Consider the following 13,976-nt stretch of genomic DNA (forward strand, 5'->3'; position numbering starts at 1 on the left):
AGTTCGACGTCGAACAGGGTCATGGGCCGGTCGCCGGGGCGGCGGAGGTGACGAGCTCGCCGTAGCTGATGGTCCACGTGCCTCCGTCACAGGTCGCGCCGGCCATGCCCGGAAGGTTCGCCGCTCCGACGAGGCCGATCGCGGCGGCGGTGCCGACGTTGGCCCCGGCGATCGTGCGGGACGGCTGCCACGGGGTCGACCACAGCAGCCGGCGGGTCATCTGGGCCCAGCCGATTACGGGACCCACCATGACCCATAGGTCCGGGTCCAGGGCGGTGAAGCGGCGCGCCTGCCTCATCCAGGATGCCGCGGTCTCCGGCCAGGCGACCGTGTCGACGATCACGCCACCGGCCGCCTGCCACCTTCGCGTAAACCGGGTCGTGGCCAGGGCGGCGTCCGGGGTGCGACCGTGGCCAAGGGCGATCGTCCAAGCGTCTCGTTCACGGCCCATCGCCGTCATGCGCTCGAGTTCCGCATCCGTGGCGCCGGTATCGACTGTGGTGTGGAGTGATGTGGGCAGCAGCGGCGAGTTGATGGTCACGGCTTCTCCTTTTGCCGGGCGCTTTTCCACGCTTGGTAGCGGTCTTCGCAACAGGTGCCGCAGGGCCGGAACCCGGCGGCGATTGCGGTCTGCTCGTCGGCGAAGAACACCCGGTACTTCAGGTAGCCGCCACAGGCGATCGCCCGGAGGGCGGCGGGGCAGTCAAGGCGGCCGTAGATCTTCGCTCCGCGATGGCCGCCCCATCCGCCCTTGTCCGACGACTGGTACGGCCTTCCGTCTGCGCGGAGCAGCGTGTAGGTATCGCCGGCGGCGGTCATGCGGCGTCGTGGAAGACCAGAGCAAGCGTGTGCCGTTGACCGGAGCGGATCGCGGAGACACCATGCCGTACGGGCGCCGCCGACCAGCCGCGGGCGGATCTGACAGGGCGGTCGCGGGTGGTGAACAGGTACCCGTGTCCGTGCGGCAGGAGCATGGCGGTGCCGCGTGACTGGGCGCGGGGCCGTTGCTCAACGAGCAGGAACTCTCCGCCGGTGTGGTCGACGCCGGGCTCGTTGAGGTTGATGACGACCTGCAGCGGGAAGACGAGGTCTCCGTACAGGTCGCGGTGCAGGGCGTTCCAGTCCTTGTCCGCGTAGCGCAGCAGGATCGCCGTGGACTTCGTCTGTCCCGCGTCGTGGCACATCTGGAGCCACTCGTCGAGCGTGTCGGGCCACGGCGTGGGCCTGCGGAGCTTGGTCCACCAGTCGCGGGCGATCGGCAGCAGCCGCGGGTACAGGGCCTGCTTGAGCCGTTCGATCGCCTCGGGGTAGGGGGCTCTGAAGTAGCGGTACTCGCCCTCGCCGAAGCGGTGGCGGCCCATGTTGACGGTGCTGCGGAAGTACTCGTCGTTCTCGTAGAGAGACCGGATCTGCTCGGTCTCCTCCGGGGCCAGCAGTTGCGGCAGCAGGGCGCCGCCGTACTCGTTGACCTCGCCGGTGATCGCGTCCCAGTCGCCGGAGTCGACGCGCTTCTTCCACGGGTTGACCGTGACAGGCTTCTTCGTTGGGATCATGATCGTGCGGCCTCCAGGTTCAGCAGGGTGGTCTTGGCTGCAAGGCCGCCGATGTAGCCGCCGAGCGTCCCGTCGGTGCGCAGCACGCGGTGGCACGGCACGACGACCGGTAGCGGGTTGGTGGCGCAGGCGGTGCCGACGGCGCGGACGGCCTTCGGGTTGCCGACGAGCTCGGCGATCTGCCGGTAGCTGCGGGTCTGCCCGTAGCCGATCTCGGGAAGATGCCGCTGTACCAGCTGCCGGAAACCCTTGGACAGGGACAGGTCCAGTTCCAGGTCGAAGACCTGGCGACGCTTGGCGAAGTACTCGTCGAGCTCACGTGAGGCCCTGTCGAGTCGCTTCGGGGCACGCAGAATGCGGGGGCTGATCTTGTGTCCAAGGGTGTCGAGCACCAGGTCGTGGTCTTCGCTGTCGTATGCCACGCGGACGAGACCCTTGGGGGTTGCGGCGAGCAGCAGCTTGCCGACCGGCGAGTCGACGGTGGTGTACGCGATATCGAGCAGGTCGTTCTTCTCGGCCGCCTGCTCCAGCTTGTGGTGCAGCCGCGCCAGGGTCTCGACGTCCACAGGTGCCGAGAGCAGGGCGGTAACGTCGGCGTTCGCACCGAGGTCACTCATGATGGCGCTCCTTTCACACGCGCGCCCGGATAGTTCTTCCGCAGGGACTTGATTCCGTCCGCTGCGGCCCTGCGCGCCGCCTCGACGGTCCCGCCGAGGATCTCTGCGATCTCGGCGTAGGGCAGTCCTGCCACGTAGTGGTATGCGACGGCTTGCCGTTGCTTGTCGGGCAGCGCTCTCACGGTTTCCCAAAGTTCGGGATCGTCCGATCCGGGCAAACCCGACGTCGTGGGCGCTTCGGGAAGTTCTTCCACTGGCAGCGGCTGACGCTTGGCCGTCCTGAGCACGTCGATGGCTTTGCGATGTGCGATCGTCACCAGCCAAGCCTCGACGTTCGCCGTCTCCGGCAGTTCGGGGTAGGCGCGCATCGCCGCGATGAAGGTCTCCGACCACGCGTCGTCGGCGTCGCTGACGCCGAGCGCCGCACGGCACACACGCAGCACTGTGCCGGCGTGTTCCTCGACAACCTTTTCGAACGGCCGTTTCATGCTCATCCCGTAGAAGACGTTTCCGATGCGGCGAACGTGAGATGACCTGTCAAAACAGTCTCTCCGCCGACGTGGCGGCCGACTCCTCGAGCTCGAGCAGAACCCGCTTGCGCTTGAGCCCGCCGGCGTAGCCGGTCAGCGAGCCGTTGCTTCCCACAACCCGATGGCATGGGACGAAGATGCACAACGGGTTCGCGCCGACCGCCTGCCCGACCTTTTGCGCGAGGCTCTTGTCGCCAAGCTGCTCGGCGATCGCACCGTAGGTCGTTGTCTGCCCCGAAGGGATCCGAGCGACGATGTCCCATACGGCGTGCTCGAAGTCATCGCCTGCGGCCTTCAACGGCAGGTCAAAGGTCTCGCGACGTCGGTCGAGGTACTCACGCAGCTGTTGTACGGCGTCGCGGAGCAAGGGGTTCTCGGACATCGGCACCGCGAGGCCGAACGTCGCCTCGTCGGGACGGCGGATGTGGTGCTGAAAGTACAGGCCCGTGATCGCGTCGCCGTCCGCGACGGTCGTGATCGAGCCCAAGATGGTGTCGGCGACCGTGTGCTGGAGTCTCATCGCTCGAATCCTTCCTCTCACCTCTGGAGACGACAGTCACGGCAGATACGTGAGATCCGAGATTCGGCCAACCTCGCTGGCATCCGCGAGATCGAATTCGGCAGATGCCCCTGGCATAAGACCGGTGCGAGCACCCCGACGCCCCCCTGCGACCTCCGGTCGTACGGCCCGGTGGCTGTGCTCCGGCGGGAGCTCGGGCCGTACACAGCCGTTCCGACAGCTCGCCGGTCATGGTTCCAGGCGCCGTGGTCATGGCAGGTGTGCTCCGGTGATTAAAGGGTGGGCCGATCGTGGTCGGGACGGCCGTACGGTCCTGGACGTCAGGCACGCTCGCTCCCATTCGCGCGGTGGCCCTCCCCGAGCGCGCGGAAACCGGGGCCAGGTTCTCGCAGTGTGCTGCGGAACGGCTGCTACGACTCACCACGATGACGTGTCGTACGGGAGCTGGTCAGGCACCGCGAGACGCGTTCGCGTAGGCGCTGCCGTGGGGGTGGTGACGCGGCGGTGCGGGTGCCGGCCTCCGGGGGTGTGAGGTCGTCCGCGCACCGCCGCGCCATCTTCGGTCGTACGGTCCCGGTGTGGTGCTCCGGCGGGAGCTCGGGCCGTACGGCCTCGTCCGGGTCTTCCCCTGGCCCGGACGGTGAGGTGGGCTCGCTGTCGGGCGGGCCCACGATGAAGTGCCACATGACGCCCACGGCTATCGGTCTCCGTTGCCGGGGGTGTCCTGGCCCTGCCTGGTGCCGGCCTTCGCCGCCTCGACGGCCGCTGCGTACTCGTGGATCCGTACGGCCTCCTCCACGACGTCGACGAGGTCGGTGATGGGCGTGTGTATGTATTCGCCGGGATGGCCGGTGGGGTCGTGCCAGCGGAAGATCCCCGGCTGTTCGGCCCAGACGGTCAGCCCGGGGAGTGCGACGAGGGAGTGGCCGGTGCTGTGGTGGCACTGCAGTCTGGTGATGCCGCGGCTCGCGAGCTCGGCCAGCAGCGCCTGGGCGGCCTGGCGTACGGGCAGCCGGGGGGCCTGTTCGCGCCGCCCGTCCATCGACACGTAGAACCAGGCGACCTTGCCGCAAATCGGCTGCGTGGCCAGGCGTGAGCGGGTCAGGTGCCATCCCCAACGCCGGGACAGCGCTTCGACGATCCGCGTGCCCCGGCCGCTATCGGCGTACAGGCCCGCCTGCTCCGGGCCCGGTCGGCGCCAGCCCGGCAGGGGGTCGAAGACCTTCACCACGAGCCGGCTCTCCGGCGTCACGCGGCGGTAGGCCCACAGCTCCAGATGAGCGGGTACAGGTGGCGTCGTGTCACCGCGCCACTGGCCGCCGCCGATGCCGTGGCGGAGGCCGTTGGTGACTAACTCGCTGGTGGCGAGCGTGACGTCGTGTACGGCGTCGCGCGGCATGCCGATCGCCAGCAGCTCCCGGCCGAGCCACGACCGCCCGGCCGCCGCACAAGTCTCGTCCGCTGGCAACGCCCACGCCGAGCAGCCGCCGTTCGTCAGATCGAAGTTCTTGCCGTTCCGCGGAGCCGACTCCGTGAAGGGGATTTGCACGCTGCACCACCAGGGGATGTGGTCGGTCTCGTCTCGCGCAGCGCACTGTCCTTATCGGTCTGTGCGCTGCCACTCGCAATCGTGGCGCGGCTCACTAGAATTCGCAATGCAGAAATTCAAATCAGTCCTTTTGGAGTTCAAATGTCAGCATATGCTCCGCGGACTACCATCAGCGTCACCCCTCGTGATGAAGCGGAGACGCAAATGGGAGATTCGAGGCGAAGTCCTACGGTGCGGCGTCGACGGCTGGGCATCGAACTGCGCAAACTTCGCGAAGCGGCCGAAATGAGCGCCCTCGATGTCACCAGGTCCTTGGAGTGGTCACCGGGCAAGGTCACTCGCCTCGAGAAGGCGCAGGCGGTCAAGCCAATGGTCGTGGACACCCGCCTACTGCTGGACCTGTACGGTGTGCCCAAGGACGATCCCCGCTACGAAGAGCTGGTCACGCTCACCCGCGAGGCCCGTCAGCGCGGCTGGTGGATCTCCTACAAGGACGTGCTCGACGATCCCTACGCCGAGTTCGAAGCCGGCGCCGAGAAGATCCATACGTATGAACTGGCGAACATCCCTGGCCTACTCCAGACACCCGCCTACGCGGCGGCGGTGTACCGGGGAGCTCTTATCCGCGAGTCTGTGGAGATCGAGCGCCGAGTTCAGCTCCGCATGGAGCGACAGGCGATCCTCCATGCTGACAACCCGCCCTACCTTTGGGCCGTCATAGACGAAGCGGCGATCCTTCGGCCTTTCGGGACAGCGGAAGATCGCCGCGAGCAACTCCAACACCTCATCGCCACAGAGCGGCTCGAGCATGTCACCGTCCAGGTGCTGCCCATGGAAGTAGGCCCTCATCCAGGCATGACGGGACCGTTCGTCATCCTCGACTTCCCCGACAACGACCCCAGCCTGGTCTACATCGAGACGCACCCGAACAGCCTGTATTTGGAGGAGCGTGAGGAGATCCAGCGATATAGCGTGGTTTTTCAGAACTTGCTGGCGATGGCCCTGAGTCCCGACGCCACCATCGCCCACCTGTCCAGGCTGATTGATCAACTGAAGTAGAGAAGGCCCACCGTGAACCAGCCCCCTGCGGACGAGCGCCGTACCGCTTGGCGTAAGTCCAGCTACAGCAGCGGCCAAGGAAGCGGCAACTGCGTCGAGGTCGCGGCCGTCGTCGGCGGCACCATTGCCATCAGGGATAGCAAAGATCCGCATGGCCCGGTGCACGTCTTGCAGCCCAATGCGTTCTGGGTCCTCGTAAGTCGTGTCAAGTCAGGAGATCTAGCTCTCTAGGGTTGACATGGCACGCGTTACGAGTTTCTTCCGAGCCGGAAACCATTTTCCACGGGCGACCCCGACCCATACCGTGCAGGGTGAACCACGGTCCGAGAAGCAGGAAGCAGGCGGCAGCGCGAGTTCGCAACCGAGAGTAGCGCTCGACTACCACGGTGATTGACTTCAACGGTTAGCTTGGGAAGTCACTTCCAGCGCTCATCGCTCACCTGCGGTGTAGTTGACCTGCGCCGACGCGACGACGTCCCCGTAAGTGACCGTACGTGTCCCTGGTTGCCCACTCTGACGGGCACGCAACGGGCACGGCCGACGGTTTTACAGAGGGCCGGTGATCTCGGCTCCGCTCCCCCGCTGACCTCGGCCTGTACGGACCGGGCCTGTCGCAGTTAGAGCGACCATCCCGCACATATCCCGCGTGGTTTCCTAAGTCTGCTCAATCCCCTGCGGTACTACTGCATCCCTCAACTGGGTGGAGCCTGGGGCGCGCCACACTCAATCGACTTCAGCCACTTCTTCTTGCGCTTCGACTGCTGCTCGACAACGGTCGTCCTCGGGTGTCGCTGTGCCGTCGCCTTCTTGACGTAGCGGCCCGTGATCGCGCTCCGTGCCTTCCCGGAACCAGATTTGCCCTTAGCCATTGGTCTCAGCTCACCTCCCATCATGGGGCCACTCGTACGATCCGTACGGTCTGATGCGTAGCAAGAGTAAGGATGTCCAGGACCGTCCATATTCGTCTTCTGACCTGCTGCAGGACCGCTGCCACGTCCAGATCCGTCTACGGCCGTCCAGATCCGCCGTTAGCAAATGCGTTAGCACCCGGGCTCACCTTCTCAGCCTGGCAGCTTCCCGCCACGGCGACGCCAAACCTCCCTCAGCTCCGGCGACCTGCGGAGGAGTACCTGAAACTGCCCGGGGTGCCGTTCAGCCAGCTGCTGAAGCCGCTTGAATGTCCACCACGGCCGTGGCTTCCTCGGCTGCTGCCGACGCTTCCCGTCCGGCGTAGTCGGATTGCCGTTGTCGCCCGTGATGAAACGTGCGCGTTTCCGCGTTCCATCCGGCTGACGCTCGTCGCTGATCACCGCTTGAAGATACGGAACCCTTCGTCAGAGGACTGTGGCGTTCGCGTGAGCCTGTCTGTGATCGGCAGTCGGCTGGCACGGCGTGTGTGGGCAAGCGGCCCCGGGGCGGGGCCGGGACCGCTGGCGCCGACGCCGCGTCAAACGTTCACGGCAGGCGGCGCGGCGGCCCGCGCCCGCCGCGCCGGGCAGGTGTCCGGCGCGCAGCCGTGGCCGACGCGCGCGGTGTCGTTGTCGAGGCGGAGGAGGACGGCAAGCACACAGCCGTCGACGACCTTGAGCTCGAGCGCGTGGCGGCGCAGGCTGGAGAGCTGGGCGCTGCTGGTGCCGCGGCGGACAACGACCGGCGAGTGGTTGCCGGACGTCTTGAACGTGCGGCTCATCGGGGCCTGGCGCAACCCGAGCCGCCAGGTCAGCCAGGTGTGCACGCTGACGCCGCTGCCGCGCAGGACGTCCCGGTTCACAGGGATCCGCAGACCGAGGACCTCCCCTTCGACGGCCATCGTGTCGGGCCGGGCCGGCTCCTCCTCCTCGAACGGACGGGCGCCGCGAGAGACGAGGTCGACGAGGCCGTCGGGGGTCTCACCGAGCTGGTCACTGAGCAGGCACTGCTTCAGGCGCCAAGGGGTGACCGGGTGCAGCTCCGTCACCCTGGCGAAGAGTCGCGCCGGGGAAAGGGGGCCCGACTCGGTGACCACGGCGACCATCGCCTCCACCGCAGAGGCGTACGCGGACGCACGTAGGTGCGTCCACTCGGTCAGGGCCCAGGTGCCCTCGGGGCGGATCTGCCGGAACCGGTCATCACGGCGCAGCGCCTCTCGCACGGCTCCGGCGGTCGTCGCGGCCATCGGAGCGAGCAGCTCGTCGGCCTGGCACGAACGCCCGGTCTCCAGCAGCCAGAGGTACGCGGCGTCGCGTCCCCGCGCCTTGCGGCGGACCCAGTGCCCGTCGGGGCTCAGGGCGAGCCGCGACTCGGAGTGACTCAGGAGCCGGGCCAGGGGGAGACCCGCGGGTAGTCCGGCCTCCGAGGCCGCACGGCCGAGGTCATCGCCGCGGAAGGGTGCGGTGCCGACGAGACGGCGCAGGGCGCGGTCCAGCGCGCCGGGTTCGGCACTCCACCAGCCGCGCAGTGGCCCTGCCCACGTCCGCGGCGCGTCCAGCCCCGCTGCGGCCAGCAGCTCCTCCAGCGTCACGTGGTCGACGACCCCAAGCGCGGCGGCGAAGGCTTCTCGCGGGGCGGCTGGGCCCGCGCCTGCGGCGCAGACCGTTTCCCGCCAGCCGTCCTGGGTGATGTCCGCCATATCCGTGAGCCACTTCCGCGTCCGGTTCTGGATCTGGCGCGCGCGTTCGCGGCTCAGCCCGAGCGCTGCCCCGACCTTGTCCAGCGTCCGCCCCTCGGCACGGCCCCTTATGACGGCCCGCTCACGCTCGTCTAAGAATCCGGTCTCCCACGCCCTGACCAGCCAGTCGTCCATCGACCGCTCGTCCCCCATCGGTTCCCCTACATTTCGTTGAAATAGACGACCCGCACGCCGAGGAACTGGGCCATACGCCTGTGCTCCTCCTTCTGCTCGGGAGACACGGGGGCGCGGAACGGATCGACGACGCAGATCGTCCAGGGCCAGGTCTCTCCGGTGGACCGGTCGAGGATGGCCGGCCACACGAGATGCTTGAGGTTCGCCGCAGTGCCGGCTACAAAGTGCAGTTCCTCGTCCTCAGTCCCAGCCTCGCGGATTCTCGCGCGCATCGGCTTCTGCTGAGTGGTCCCCGGGATGACCTCCCAGCCGGGGCCGAACGTCGCCGCGACCATCTGTTCGAGCGTCGCGGCCGGCCGCGTCACGTACTTGGCGTACTTGCCCTCGCCGCGCCGTGCCCGCTCGTACTCCTTCATTGGGCAGTCCTTCAGCCACGGGCGGATATTGGCCCGCTGCCCCACGAAGTCAAGGAGGCGACCGCCGATCTCCGGGTCTTCCGTCCAATCCCGATAGAGTCGGGTGCGGTCCGCGTCCTGGAGGTGCGGCCACTGAGCCTCGTCGGCCTGGGCGTAGATCCGCGTGACCACGGCCTTCTCGACCACGGACGGGATCTTGTAGTCGGTCACAGGATTCCTTTCGGCATGGGGAATTGGAGGCGAACCTCGTCCGCCGCAGTCTCGAGGTCGGCGGCGTCCTGGATCCACATGTCCATCAGGGAGCCGACCGTCTCGTCCTCAAACTCGATTCGGGATACGTGCGGGAGTTCCAGGTGTTCGGTCTCCTCGGCCTCCAGCGTTCGGCGCAGGTCTAACACCGCTGCGGCGCGGCGGATGTCGGTCACGAAGTCGAGGACCTTCAGCGCCTTCTTGCCGGGGCTCAGCCGCAGCCCGCGGCCGAGCTGCTGCACGAAGATCCTCCGGCTGTGGGTGACGCGCAGGAAAGCGATCAGATTCACGTCGGGCACGTCGACGCCCTCGTTGAACACGTCCACGCAAGTGATTACCGGGACACGACCGAGGCGGAACTCGTTGAGCAGGACGTCACGGTGACGCTTTGGCAGGTCGCTGTGCAGATGGGAGGCATTGACCCACGCCGGGTCCGAGATGGCGAGGAGACTCGCCATGTGCTCGGCGTGCTCGATCGTCTGGCAGAACACGATGGCGCGGGGCTCGGCGGTCTCGCGCCACGCCGCCCGCAGGTGCTCGACGATCTCCTCGTCTCGCTGAGGGAGGAATAGACGCCGGTTGAGGTCCTTGATCGAGTAGCCGTGACGGCTGATCTCCTGGACGGCGTCCCAGTCGACACCGTCCGCGTACAGCTTGTAGTCGACGGCCGACAGATAGCCCGCCGCCATGCCCTCGGCGATGCCCATCTTGAAGCTGGGTCGACCGAAGCGAGCGGTGATGTCGAACTTGTCGCCACGCCAAGGGGTCGCGGTGACGCCGAATCGTCCAACAGTCCCACACAGATCGAGGAGTTCCGCAAACCTGCCGGTCTCGGCTACGTGATGGGTCTCGTCGATCATGACGAGGTCGGGTTGGTAGCCCGCGCGCACGGCCGACAGCGCTGACTCGACCGTCGCGACGACGACTCCGTCGAGGGCCCGGGGCTTGATCTCGCCGGTCAGGAGGCGGCTGGGCACGCTCTTCGAGAGATGCCGCCACAGCGCCTTCTCCAACTGTCCGACCAGGTCTCGCATGTGGGCGACTACCAGGACGCGTGCGTCCGGCCGCGACGCCAGCAGGTTCCCGATGACCTCGCCGCCGACGACCGTCTTTCCCAGCCCTGTCGCCAGGACCAGCAACGCCGTGCCCTCAGTGTCGAGGTCCCGCTCGATCGCGGCCACGGCCTGTTCCTGGTACGGCCGCACGGAGTAGGGGGCGGGCACGCGATCGGGCATCCTCTGACCGATCGCGTCCAGGGTGGCCCCATGCCACAGGGCGATGTCGACGCCGATCCCCCCCAGCGCCTGACGCCGCGTCTCGGCCGACGCGGTGATGTTTGTGTTGGTCACCAGCACGGCTTTGTCGGCCCGATAGTAGGTGCGCGCGCGTTCGAGGTCGTCGACGCCCGCGTGGTCGGCCGTGCCGTGCGCCTTCCACTTGCTCTGGAACACCCACTGCTCGCGGGCGCGGACCGCGAGCAGGTCGGCGCCGTGGTCGTGGGCGCCGTCGATGACGCGGACGTCCTGGAATCCCAGGTGCCACAGGGTCCGTTCGAGCGCCTTGGTCAGTCCCCCCGGGCCACCGTCGCGCAGTTCAGCGGCCGTCAGAAATACGGCGCTCACCCCTCGCCAGCCAACTCGTCGCGCAACAAGGCGATGCTCAGGCGGGCCCGTCGCAGTTGCAGGGCGGTCGCCCCACCTGCGAACGTGCCCAGCGTCGCCACGTCCGCGAGGCAGCCCGTGACCCGAGCCAGGCTCAGCGCCTTCCCGGACGGCGACGACACCCTGGCGTACGGGCCACGGAAGACGGCATCGTCCATGAACGACTCCGGACTTGCCTGGACGAGCCGGACCAGGGCCAGTGCGGGCATGTGGTGGACGAAACCGGAGTCCCGGCCGAGACGACCGACAAGGCCGACACGTCCGGCGGCGATCATCGCCTCCTCCGTCGCGATCTTCTCCTCGTCGGAAAGGTGACCGTAGGCGATGGTGCAGCCGCCGCTCCGGTCGAGGACCTCGGCGACCCGCTCGCGAATCTCCGCGAGGAGGTCTCGGGCCTCCGCGCCGACGGTGGTGCCGTCGAGCACGCTGTCCTGCAGTGAGTCGGCGCGGATCGCGGCGACGAGCTGAGACGGGCTCCAATCGGAGCGCCCCCGCACCTTTAGGACGGCGGCTAGTTCAACTAGGAGGAGATCGGCGTAGTCCGCGCCGAACCGCCGGAACGCGGCGTGCTCGGGGTCGACGATGGCGGTCAGCTCGTTGCCAGAACGCTGGTCGAGGAGGACCGGAACGTGCAACCCGATGTCGTCGAGAAGCCGCTCACCGTGCTTCAGCAGCAGGGTCCGCACCTTGACGTGGCCGAGCTCGGGGTGCCCGAACGATCGACTCAGGTACGCGTGGAGCGTCGACGCGCCCTCATAGCGGGCCAGGCGCTCGCTGCGGTTCTCTTTCTTCTCTTTCACCGACACGGGGACGGCCTGGGCGCCGAGCGCGGCGCCGGACGTGGTGGGCATGTCGGTCGGGAAACCGAGGGCTTCCCCGACAGCCTTCTCATCGGGCTGGGCTGGCACACTGGCCGCTGTCTTGGCCTCCTTGTCCCGCTTCTTGATTTCTTCGTGTCGCAGGACCGCCTGCCACCAGTGCTCGTCGGTCTGGAACTGGGAGACGTCTGCCTGGAACTTCCGTCCCCAATCCCGGGTCTCCGCGTGGACCGGCTTGTGGCCGTCGCCGGGGACGAGGCAGCGCAGCCCCGCGTCGTTGCGGCGGAAGCCCTTGAACAACAAGGCCAGCGGGCTCTCGTTCTCCGGGTAGCCGAGCTTGCTGGCGCGCTGGGGCTGGAGCGGTGCCAGGCCGCGCAGCAACTCCACGGCGGTGAGCCAGCTGCGGTCCCCGTACTCGAAGGCGTCCTTCTGGTAAGTGACGGGGACGTGGTCGAGGTGAATCTCGCCGATGAGGCGGCCACCCTGGTGGGCGAGGTCGACCGGGTACTCGGGCTCCTCGTTCCCCGCGACCCCATCGGGGTTGTTCCAGGTGAAGAGCTGCTTGTCCCAACGCAGGATCTTCCGGCCGTTGCGCAGGAAGTCGATCCCGTACTCGGTCTTGTCGAGGTAGCGCTGGACGCCGAGCCAACCGTGAATCCTGCGTTCGCGTACGGTCAGGTTGCCGCTGCCGCAGACCGAGCAGACCTCGCCCGAGCCCATCTGCCACTCCCCGCAGTCCCGGCAGGCGATCCCGTCCTGGAGCTTCTGATCAATCGGGATATGGGCAGGGATCCGCTCCTTGCCGTTGTAGAGCACATAGCGGTCGTCGCCCCAGCGGCAGTGGCGGACCGACTTGACCCGGGTCCCGCCGACATAGAGATCGAAAGGGTGCTCGGTGAGGATCCACGAGTACACCGAGCCCAGGATGTTGCGAAGTGAGGCGCCGTTGCGGCGTAGCCACTCAGCGCGCGTCCGGTGCAGGCGGTCGACGATGATCCTTGTGCCGTGCTGGGACGGGTCGTTCTTCGGCTCGGCGATGTCTTTCGCCTCGAAGTCGTCCTTGATCTGGTCGAGGTCGATCTCGACGCCGATCCACTCTGTGTCGCCCGCACGGGTCGTCAGAACGCGGGTGCGCCTACCGAGGCGGGCGGTCGAGATATTGAAGCCCATGCCGAACAGGCCGAGCTTGTCGTGCATGTCGTTCCCAGACCAGCCGGCCCGAACCGCGCGTGCCAGCCGGTCGTACGACATGCCTCGCCCTGTGTCGCGGATCTCCAGGACTCCCTTCGGGGACGACGGCAAGGTCACGCTGACCGTGAAGCCGTCCGGCCACTTCGCCTCCGAGCGGAGGATGTCGAGGAAGTCGTCGAAGGGGTTGTCGACGAGTTCGGCCACGCACTGCCACTCGTCGAAGTCGATCTCGCCCAGCATGCTCAGCACACGGGCGGAAGGGGTGATCTTCACTCCGGCGGAACCTCCTGGCGAATCGGGCGCTGTCATGACGGCCGCGGCGTGCGTGGGCACGCGGCGAAGCCGCCCGGCTCTCATGAGCCGAGCATTCGATCCCGAGGGTAGAGGGGACCACTGACAATTCGGCCGGAGTTTGCGAACCCCGACGAACGTGTGGCTACGGGTTCCTGCGATCATGGCGTGAACGGCGCCGCGGCTTCGAGTGCTCCAGATCCGTAGCGAGTCACCCGGTATCGCCAGCACCGAGCCTGACGGCAGTCCACCCAGAACAGCCGGGGAACGACACTCACAGATCCGTAGCCGACGGTGACCCTCGCCCGATGCTTCGCGACCGTGGACTGACGGTGCTCGGAGGCCGGGATCGTATGCCGGTGATTGTCGTCGTTGTCATCGGGCGCCGCGGCGGTCTGGTGCTCCTGCCGCTGCGAAAACGCGTCGGTGACATAGTCGTGCACCCCCCCGCGACTCGCGCGGTGTCTAGGACGAGAGGGTCACGCCCACGTGCTCTTAATCATCAGCTGGCGTCGTTCGAGTCTCTGGACGCGCGAGACGATCAGTCCTGAGCGATTCCCAGCCCCGTCGCGTGCCTGCGCCGTTCGGCGCTCGCACAACCGGGGGCTGGGGGTCGCGAGACCCCCGCTGTCGGACGAGGACGAGCCTCAGCCCTGGCGCAATCGTCGGGGAAGTACATGATCCGGGCTGTCTCGCGTACCGTCATGTAGCGGTGGGTGCCATCGTCCAGTTCTGTAAAA

At 67.4% G+C, this 13,976-nt stretch carries 13 protein-coding genes; 2 read left to right on the forward strand and 11 right to left on the reverse strand.

Annotated elements, in window-relative coordinates:
- Positions 1-19: 19 nt before the first annotated feature.
- The 7 genes from HKK74_RS12490 to HKK74_RS12525 form a co-directional block, all read right to left on the reverse strand.
- Complete coding sequence (locus tag HKK74_RS12490) at positions 20-541, reverse strand: hypothetical protein (protein ID WP_187243318.1); 522 nt, start codon at positions 539-541, stop codon at positions 20-22.
- Complete coding sequence (locus HKK74_RS12495; protein ID WP_187243319.1) at positions 538-819, reverse strand: Ada metal-binding domain-containing protein; 282 nt, start codon at positions 817-819, stop codon at positions 538-540. Before HKK74_RS12495 ends, HKK74_RS12490 begins: the two co-directional genes overlap by 4 nt.
- Positions 816-1,553, reverse strand: a complete 738-nt coding sequence (locus tag HKK74_RS12500) for a 2OG-Fe(II) oxygenase (RefSeq protein WP_187243320.1) — start codon at positions 1,551-1,553, stop codon at positions 816-818. Before HKK74_RS12500 ends, HKK74_RS12495 begins: the two co-directional genes overlap by 4 nt.
- Positions 1,550-2,170, reverse strand: coding sequence for a methylated-DNA--[protein]-cysteine S-methyltransferase (locus HKK74_RS12505; protein ID WP_187243321.1), 621 nt, complete (start codon positions 2,168-2,170; stop codon positions 1,550-1,552). Before HKK74_RS12505 ends, HKK74_RS12500 begins: the two co-directional genes overlap by 4 nt.
- Complete coding sequence (locus HKK74_RS12510; RefSeq protein ID WP_187243322.1) at positions 2,167-2,658, reverse strand: RNA polymerase sigma factor; 492 nt, start codon at positions 2,656-2,658, stop codon at positions 2,167-2,169. Before HKK74_RS12510 ends, HKK74_RS12505 begins: the two co-directional genes overlap by 4 nt.
- A gap of 49 nt (positions 2,659-2,707) precedes the next feature.
- On the reverse strand, positions 2,708-3,220 hold the full coding sequence (locus tag HKK74_RS12515; protein WP_187243323.1) for a methylated-DNA--[protein]-cysteine S-methyltransferase: 513 nt from the start codon (positions 3,218-3,220) through the stop codon (positions 2,708-2,710).
- Positions 3,221-3,917: 697 nt separating this feature from the next.
- A complete protein-coding gene (locus HKK74_RS12525) occupies positions 3,918-4,769 on the reverse strand; it encodes an ATP-binding protein (RefSeq protein WP_187243325.1) in 852 nt (283 codons plus the stop codon).
- Positions 4,770-5,000: 231 nt separating this feature from the next.
- Between HKK74_RS12525 and HKK74_RS12530 the strand changes: the two genes are divergently transcribed.
- Together HKK74_RS12530 and HKK74_RS12535 are read left to right on the forward strand one after the other, a co-directional pair.
- Positions 5,001-5,828, forward strand: a complete 828-nt coding sequence (locus tag HKK74_RS12530; protein ID WP_312881438.1) for a helix-turn-helix domain-containing protein — start codon at positions 5,001-5,003, stop codon at positions 5,826-5,828.
- A 12-nt stretch (positions 5,829-5,840) separates the two neighbouring features.
- Positions 5,841-6,059, forward strand: a complete 219-nt coding sequence (locus HKK74_RS12535) for a DUF397 domain-containing protein (protein WP_187243327.1) — start codon at positions 5,841-5,843, stop codon at positions 6,057-6,059.
- A gap of 1,216 nt (positions 6,060-7,275) precedes the next feature.
- Here the strand turns inward: HKK74_RS12535 and HKK74_RS12540 are convergent.
- The 4 genes from HKK74_RS12540 to HKK74_RS12555 are packed head-to-tail and all read right to left on the reverse strand — an operon-like array spanning position 7,276 to position 13,218.
- On the reverse strand, positions 7,276-8,628 hold the full coding sequence (locus HKK74_RS12540) for a sigma factor-like helix-turn-helix DNA-binding protein (RefSeq protein WP_187243328.1): 1,353 nt from the start codon (positions 8,626-8,628) through the stop codon (positions 7,276-7,278).
- A gap of 8 nt (positions 8,629-8,636) precedes the next feature.
- Positions 8,637-9,212, reverse strand: coding sequence for a hypothetical protein (locus tag HKK74_RS12545; RefSeq protein ID WP_222722180.1), 576 nt, complete (start codon positions 9,210-9,212; stop codon positions 8,637-8,639).
- A 20-nt stretch (positions 9,213-9,232) separates the two neighbouring features.
- A complete protein-coding gene (locus tag HKK74_RS12550; protein WP_187243330.1) occupies positions 9,233-10,897 on the reverse strand; it encodes a DEAD/DEAH box helicase family protein in 1,665 nt (554 codons plus the stop codon).
- Positions 10,894-13,218, reverse strand: coding sequence for an ATP-binding protein (locus tag HKK74_RS12555; RefSeq protein ID WP_187243331.1), 2,325 nt, complete (start codon positions 13,216-13,218; stop codon positions 10,894-10,896). The genes HKK74_RS12550 and HKK74_RS12555 overlap by 4 nt, the downstream gene beginning before the upstream one ends.
- Positions 13,219-13,976 lie beyond the last annotated feature (758 nt).

This window comes from Actinomadura alba (assembly GCF_014323705.1).
Lineage (GTDB): Bacteria > Actinomycetota > Actinomycetes > Streptosporangiales > Streptosporangiaceae > Actinomadura_C > Actinomadura_C alba.

Bases quoted from the DNA above. Each gene is read 5' to 3' on its own strand.
- HKK74_RS12515 (WP_187243323.1), bottom strand. From the start codon at position 3,220: ATGAGACTCCAGCACACGGTCGCCGACACCATCTTGGGCTCGATCACG.
- HKK74_RS12505 (WP_187243321.1), bottom strand. From the start codon at position 2,170: ATGAGTGACCTCGGTGCGAACGCCGACGTTACCGCCCTGCTCTCGGCA.
- HKK74_RS12510 (WP_187243322.1), bottom strand. From the start codon at position 2,658: ATGAAACGGCCGTTCGAAAAGGTTGTCGAGGAACACGCCGGCACAGTG.
- HKK74_RS12495 (WP_187243319.1), bottom strand. From the start codon at position 819: ATGACCGCCGCCGGCGATACCTACACGCTGCTCCGCGCAGACGGAAGG.
- HKK74_RS12500 (WP_187243320.1), bottom strand. From the start codon at position 1,553: ATGATCCCAACGAAGAAGCCTGTCACGGTCAACCCGTGGAAGAAGCGC.
- HKK74_RS12540 (WP_187243328.1), bottom strand. From the start codon at position 8,628: ATGGGGGACGAGCGGTCGATGGACGACTGGCTGGTCAGGGCGTGGGAG.